This is a genomic window from candidate division KSB1 bacterium (genome assembly GCA_022562085.1).
Taxonomy (GTDB): domain Bacteria; phylum Zhuqueibacterota; class Zhuqueibacteria; order Oceanimicrobiales; family Oceanimicrobiaceae; genus Oceanimicrobium.
Window position 1 is genome coordinate 1 of the sequence record JADFPY010000254.1, and the last position, 6714, is coordinate 6714.

General features: G+C 44.2%; 8 protein-coding genes. 1 reads left to right on the forward strand and 7 read right to left on the reverse strand.

What is annotated here, in order from left to right:
• On the forward strand, window positions 1-197 hold a 197-nt coding region (locus IH879_17115; GenBank protein ID MCH7676646.1), incomplete at its 5' end, for a hypothetical protein.
• 199 nt (window positions 198-396) lie between these two features.
• On the opposite strand, the gene IH879_17120 is transcribed toward IH879_17115, so the two are convergent.
• The 7 genes from IH879_17120 to IH879_17150 form a co-directional block, all read right to left on the reverse strand.
• Window positions 397-1329, reverse strand: coding sequence for a cation transporter (locus IH879_17120; GenBank protein MCH7676647.1), 933 nt, complete (start codon window positions 1327-1329; stop codon window positions 397-399).
• A complete protein-coding gene (locus IH879_17125; protein ID MCH7676648.1) occupies window positions 1326-2018 on the reverse strand; it encodes a methyltransferase domain-containing protein in 693 nt (230 codons plus the stop codon). Before IH879_17125 ends, IH879_17120 begins: the two co-directional genes overlap by 4 nt.
• A 243-nt stretch (window positions 2019-2261) precedes the next feature.
• On the reverse strand, window positions 2262-2723 hold the full coding sequence (locus IH879_17130) for a hemerythrin domain-containing protein (protein MCH7676649.1): 462 nt from the start codon (window positions 2721-2723) through the stop codon (window positions 2262-2264).
• A 58-nt stretch (window positions 2724-2781) separates the two neighbouring features.
• The gene (locus IH879_17135) at window positions 2782-3591 is read right to left on the reverse strand and encodes a ZIP family metal transporter (GenBank protein ID MCH7676650.1); all 810 of its coding nucleotides are present in this window, start codon (window positions 3589-3591) and stop codon (window positions 2782-2784) included.
• A gap of 370 nt (window positions 3592-3961) precedes the next feature.
• Entirely contained in the window at window positions 3962-4354 is a 393-nt protein-coding gene (locus IH879_17140) for a class I SAM-dependent methyltransferase (GenBank protein MCH7676651.1), read from the reverse strand.
• On the reverse strand, window positions 4338-5576 hold the full coding sequence (locus IH879_17145) for a radical SAM protein (GenBank protein ID MCH7676652.1): 1239 nt from the start codon (window positions 5574-5576) through the stop codon (window positions 4338-4340). The genes IH879_17140 and IH879_17145 overlap by 17 nt, the downstream gene beginning before the upstream one ends.
• 42 nt (window positions 5577-5618) lie before the next feature.
• Window positions 5619-6665, reverse strand: a complete 1047-nt coding sequence (locus IH879_17150; GenBank protein ID MCH7676653.1) for a radical SAM protein — start codon at window positions 6663-6665, stop codon at window positions 5619-5621.
• Window positions 6666-6714 lie beyond the last annotated feature (49 nt).

Sequence of the window (6714 nt, forward strand, 5' to 3'; positions counted from 1 at the left end):
TTCAGGTGATCGTGGGTCTCTTAGGATTTTATTTTCACCTGGCTGCGGATTTGCGAGGACCTGCTTCGAGCTTCATGGACAATTTAAAATACGGTGCCCCAGTGTTTGCACCACTGCTCTTTCCCAACCTCGCAATATTAGCAGCGATTGGGATTTGGGACATGCTTGATAAAACGTCAGAACTCAACGCCAAGTGACAGGCGCATTGCAAATTTAAAATGTTGTTCGGAATCGGTCAGAATTTCTTTGTCTGAATTTACATGCATTGCGTTTTTCAAATCGGTTTTATCCCCAACCCAGCCCCCAGTTGGAAATCGTAACCGATAACAAAAGTTAAATGAGCACTGATGGCAAATCCGGCGAATATCGCGATGGCAATACGGAGGGGTGTCACTGTTAAGAATGTGATTCATCATGTCCTTCGATAGGCTCAAGATGGCTGGTTACTTCAGTTTGCATAGGAAATGAATCTATGATTGCCTTTTCAAGGCATGTCGCTTGTTGGTGGGCTTTAGAAATAGGGATATCTTTATGAAATAGCAAATGAAACTCGATGACTAATTTGTTGCCTGCATTTCGGTGACGAAGGCGGTGAAATCGAATGTCGTATTCTTTAGTTGCTTTTTGCAGAATTTCGCGGAGCTTTTTATTAACGTTTGGATCGGCCTCATCCATCAGTCCACCAACGGAACGTCGCACAAGCTTTGAACCAGACCACAAGATGTTTATCGCCACAAGGATAGCGATAATCGGATCGAATGGCAACCAACCTGTCCAGAGCGTCAAAAGCAAGGCCACAATTACGCCAAGACTTGTCCAACTGTCCGTCAGAACGTGTTTACCATTGGCTTCAAGGACAATGGAGTGATATTTTTTTCCTTGTCGAATGAGGTACCAACCCAGGCCTCCATTGATTACAGTAGCAAGCACAATAAAGCCAATGCCCTCCTCAATGTTTTCCAAATGGTGTCCAGTTAGCCATTTTTCAATGGATTCGTAAAGAATGTATAACCCGGCAACAATAATCATGGCGCCTTCAAACCCCGCAGAGAAGAAGCTAATCCGATCATGGCCGTAAAGATGGGTCTTGTCTGCCGGCTTCATGCTTAACCACAGGCTGAAGGCAGCAAATGAAACAGCGAGCATGTGCACCACGGATTCCGCTGCGTCAGAAAGAATCGCGGCCGATCCAGTTATCACAGATGCATTGATTTTGAGGATCAACATCAAGAAACCGACGCCAAGCGATAACCGTATGGCAAATTTCAAATGTTGTTCGGAATCGGTCAAAATTTCTTTGTCTGAATCTACATGATTTGCGCTTTTCAAATCGGTTTTATCCCCAAAGCAATTTCAACAGGTAGCCACATTTGTTTTCTGCTAATTTCAGTAATCTTAAAGCCCGCATCTACTAAAGCCCGCCGCACATATATAGGACGACAATCGAGGAATTTCGGAAAATGTTGATGTGTCCACTCAAATGCTTTAATCAATAAAGTTTGCTTTCCTTCCTTAGACAGTCCCGCGACGACAATTCGACCAGACGGTCGTAAAACTCGCATACATTCCTGCAGAACTTTTGGAATTTCCGGCGTATCGAATAATTCCAATGTAAAGCTCATAAAAACCGCATCCAGAAAGTTGTCTTGATAAGGCAGGTCGATCGCGTCGCTACAAACCAATTCTGCTCGTTTAGCTAGGTTCTGCTTCTCTAAGAGTTTTTTGCCACGTTTCATCATTTCCTCTGATAAATCTACACCATAAACCTTACCAGTCACTCCCACTACTTTTGCGATTTCTGTGAGGCAGTGGCCTGTCCCAAAACCGATTTCTAATATTTTTTCTCCTGATCTCGATGCCAGTCTCGCGAGAGCGATCCTACGTACCGGCGCTTCACTAGGGTATGCAAGAAGGTCATAAAATTTGCTGATTCGATTATAAAATGTTTTGGTTTGAGAACGGGATTGAAAAACTGGTAGAACCCCGGGTTGGGCTTTACTAAATGACCGAGTAGTCATCTCTGCAAGGGAAGGTGGCTGGACAGCTGACATTTAATCTTTGTATCCTATTCCGTGTAAGTATGAACGCTATACTCTGACGAAGGTAAGTAATTCAGACCAAACCAGCAAATCAATAGAACGATAAATGAAAAGGCCAAGAAGCCGAGTTTGATTTGATTTGAGCGTTATAGCTTCCATAGGACGGCTTCACAATTTTTGATATCATAATAGTTCCTGCATGATAATCTCCTTTCGCTGTGGTTAGCCAGGGCTACCAAATTCACGGTAATAGGCTTGTTGCATCAGAATATTTTCTTCATTTTCGTGATCACGTAGAGAGGTGATGACATCATTCAGTTCAAATTGAACTTGTTCCAATTCCGTGTCATTTTTTTTCTTCATTCGTTTCAACTTGAACAAAATTTCATCCAAGCTCATCAAGATCTGATCATGCTCTACTTTCAGTCCACTAACTTTTCGAGAGAGATGAGGAGCAACCTTTACAATGTCCTCCATAAAGCCGCCTTCTTCTTCCAAATCAAAATGCTTTAATAGGCGATTCTTGAAGTCGCGCAATTGCCAGATGAACTCCAGTTTCCAATCAAAAAATTCTTTAGCATCAACTTCTGTCATTTCTGAGAGATTTAAAGCGCCGATATATCGCCGAATGCTCTCGTGATCTTTTGCAATTTTTTCAGCAACTTCTGTTTTGTCTCTTTCCATAAAAATACTCCTTATCGTAATTCTGTTTGTTATGTTATTTAATGATAATGGAGAATCTTTAACCTAAAGCTATATCTAATGTCATCATGACAGCAAATCCAAGCATTGTACACATTGTTGCAAGATCTGTGTTTTTTTCTAACTGTGATTCCGGTATCAATTCTTCAACAACCACAAATATCATGGCTCCTGCAGCAAATGATAGAGCGTACGGTAGAATAGGTTTTATTAATATTACCGCTGCTGCACCAAGGACACCTGCAATGGGTTCAACAATTCCGGATAATTGTCCATACCAAAAGCTTTTAAAACAAGACATACCTTCTCTACGCAGGGGGACTGAAACTGCTGCGCCCTCTGGAAAATTTTGGATGCCAATACCCAGAGCTAACGTAATTGCACCAGATAATGATACAGAAGGCAAATTCTCATTTAAAGCACCGAATGCAACACCAACCGCCAACCCTTCTGGTATATTATGTAGAGTTATTGCAAGCACTAAAAGAATACTCCTACGCCAGCTTGTTTTAAGACCTTCAGCTTCTTTCATCGGAAATCCAATGTGGAGGTGAGGTAACACCTTGTCTAAAATACTGAGGAATACTCCGCCTAACAAAAATCCCACTACCGCAGGAATCCAAGCAGGTATGTTTGATTCCTCTGCCATTTCTATTGCTGGTGCCAGAAGTGACCAAAAACTCGCAGCAATCATGACGCCCGAAGCAAATCCAAGCATGCCATCTAAGACTTTTCTATTAATGTTTTTAAAAATAAAAACGACTCCAGCCCCTAAGCCGGTTACGAACCAGGTAAAACACGTTGCTAATAAAGCTTGAAATATTGGATCTAGATTTTTAAACCACTCAATCATAACTAATTCCTTAGTTAGTTAAAAAAGCTGATCCATGTTGCCTTCGCCGAGTTTTTCCAGGATTCTGTAATGGGATATTGTTTGGCCGATCATGGTTAAAAATGACATTATGGATAGCCAATCTCCTGCATCTGTTTCCGTACTATTCCACGCGCATACCTTCAATGACTAGGTAGACGTCCCATTTCAGAAAGTACGTCTTACTAATCTTAAGTTTTGAAGACTCTTGAACGTAGTCTAAGGTATTTCGGTCAAAGCAAGCGCCGTAGACCTTTTCAATAAATGGTGAAAAAAGTTCAAACAGTTTTCTGCCTTTGGTTGGAGTTCATCGGGCATCACGCAGCACAAGAACGTCGAAATCAACCAGTCAAAATGGTTGGAAGGAATAGAATTCATAACCGTGGCATCTTCCTGGCAGAGGTCGACTTTGCAGACAGCCGATTTTGCCCGTCTCATTGTTTCTTCTCAGCATTACTTTACTCAGGTCAACAGCAGTGAGCTTGACACCTGGGTGATAATATTTTAGATTGCGTCCAGTGCCGACTCCGGCTTCGAGCGCTTTACCGCGTACATCTTTCAGCAACCCGGGCCGCCATCGTCTATATTGCCTCTCCCAGGGATAATCCAGAATATCGTAGAACCTTCCGGTAATATCATACTTAGCCTGAAGCGACCGGCAATCTTCGTTGATGGAGTTCGTCAGGCTGGAAGGCGACATTTCCACCGTATCTGAACGCGAAGTATTAGTCACATGTTGCAACTTTTTCTACCTCCTTTGGCACTGTATGCACGAAACAGCCGTACCGCAGCGGCTCCTCCATACGGCAAGACCAGACCAGTTTGCCATTCAAGACCGTCATGTCCGGGCAGCCGTCACACATATTTTGCGTGCCGTCCTCGAGAACATCCGGCGGCTGGATGATCATGATCGACTGGTAGCGCAGCCGCTTGAAGAGCCGAATTGGATTCGCCAGGACTGAGAGAAAATACTTCTTCGCAATTCGGCGAACCTTCGCATCGATGGCAGATAACAGCAGCATGGACTTGCCCCGGCGGTGAATCTTTGGCTCGGTGTAAGCCAGGTAGTGTCCGTGGCGCAGATGGTGGAATATCTGCGAAACCTCCATGAATTTAGGTCCAACGTAACCGTAAATTCGCTCCCTGGTTCCAAGTCGCCCGCCGAGCAGCCATTTGAAGGAATCGGGTTTGTTATTGCCGTTGAGATAAGCAGCGCTGTCAAAGTCAGGAAAACGTTTTTTAAGCAGTTCATAAATGTCGGTGGACAAAATATCTACCTTTCTATCACTGGAGGTAGTGTAGGGAATTTCACCTAAGTCGACCTTTTCTGCCCCGGCATAGTAGTCAAATCGTCCGTCCAATTCGGCGGCGCGGTAGGCGATAAAAACCATGACATGCACTTTGTCGATATGCTTCTGGGCCCAATCTACCAGGTCTGGCACATATGGCAAAGTGTCCTCGTAAACCGTAGAATTGAAGGCGCAGGAGAGGCCGCCAATTTGGTGCAGCATTTCAGCGAATTGTTCACGAAGTGTACACAATTCCAACTCGTTTTTGTTTTTCCAATGCGGCCGGCTTTGTTTGCTGTCGACATGAAACGTAAATCCTTTCGCTCCTGCTTTTTTGAGCTCCTGCAAAAGCTCTTTGGTCAAAGCTACGCCGTTGGTGTTAAGAATGGGTTTCTGGCCATCTTCAGCGACCATGCGCACGATCTCGACTATTTCCGGATGAATGAGCGGCTCGCCGCCCGCAATGGAGACGCCGTCGGTTGTCCGAAATTTCTTGAAAACAGCCAGTTCTTCTTTGATTTGTTCTAGGGATTTATGCCCGCGAGGATCATTGATGCGGTAACACCCTTCGCAAACGATATTGCATTTCCAGGTTGGTTCGAGCCAGGAGATAGCGTTATCGGTGAGGCTCCAGGGGAGTCGATAGTAATTTTTTGGATCTAAATGTACAGCCACTTTTGTCCCTCCTTACTGTCAGATTTTAAAAAGTCATGATCTCTAATTGCCGCTGCAGCTCATCCCAATGCCCTGGGTCGCTGCCTGAAAACAAGTCATACATTGCGGATGATCTAGCGTTATCTCCTTGAGTGCTTTTTTGAGGGAGCTTCCCAAATAAGCGCCATCCGCAACTTCTTTGGCGGCTAAAACCGCACACTTGTACCAGCCACCTTCTCCAGTTGCCTCCTTTCCAAATGATCGCGAATAGGAGCACTGGAAGCGATCAAACCCGTGATTTGTATAGCTGGCAATACAATGATTTGTAATTCCCAGGGATTCGATATGAGGCAGATCCGAAATAGTTCTTCTGTGCGTTTCTTGGCCTTGATCGAAGAATGGAATCCCCCATAATTCCAGCGAAACGAGCCCGAAGTTTTTCAACATCACTTTGTATCTTCGCTCCAAAACCTCCTTTCTATGCGAAACCTCAGTGGCTTTGCCGGTTCCTTCGTATGTGTAGGCAATCACTGGATGAATCCCGTGATACAGGAATCGATGCAAACTTTGGATGATGAGAGCAAAAGTAGGCCTTCCTCCGAGATGATATCTTATTCCGTCATTTTCTTCGGACGTTGGGCCATCCAAACTGATGCGATAAGTAATAGAGTTCGAAGACTGGTGCTCTATATCCATCAAAGCTTTCAAAGTGTCATGGTCCGCCAATATCCCATTTGTCAGTACCAGCAAATCTCCATATTCCAAAGCCTTTTCTACCATTGGAAACAAGCGCCGATGAAATTTCTTGGATTTGAGAATAAATACCTCTCCACCCGTAAATCCAATCTGGAACGGACGACCATTTTGGTACTCAGCAACTTCTTCCAGAGCTTGTTCTAATTCTTTGACTTCCATAGGAATTAAAATTCGACTGTTGGGTCCTCCGCTAACCAGACAATGACCGCATCCTAAATTGCACAAAGTTCCGGGAATGTAAAACCAGATCCAATCCAGTCTTAGCAATGGAATTCGGGCTGGCCTGTCAGGAGGCCGATATTTTGTTGCTTCACGTTGTGCCAATATGTTTAAGCTGTTATCATGACGATGCATTAGATCCAATCTCTCATTAACCAATCTCCAACATCCTGTCCACCGCACG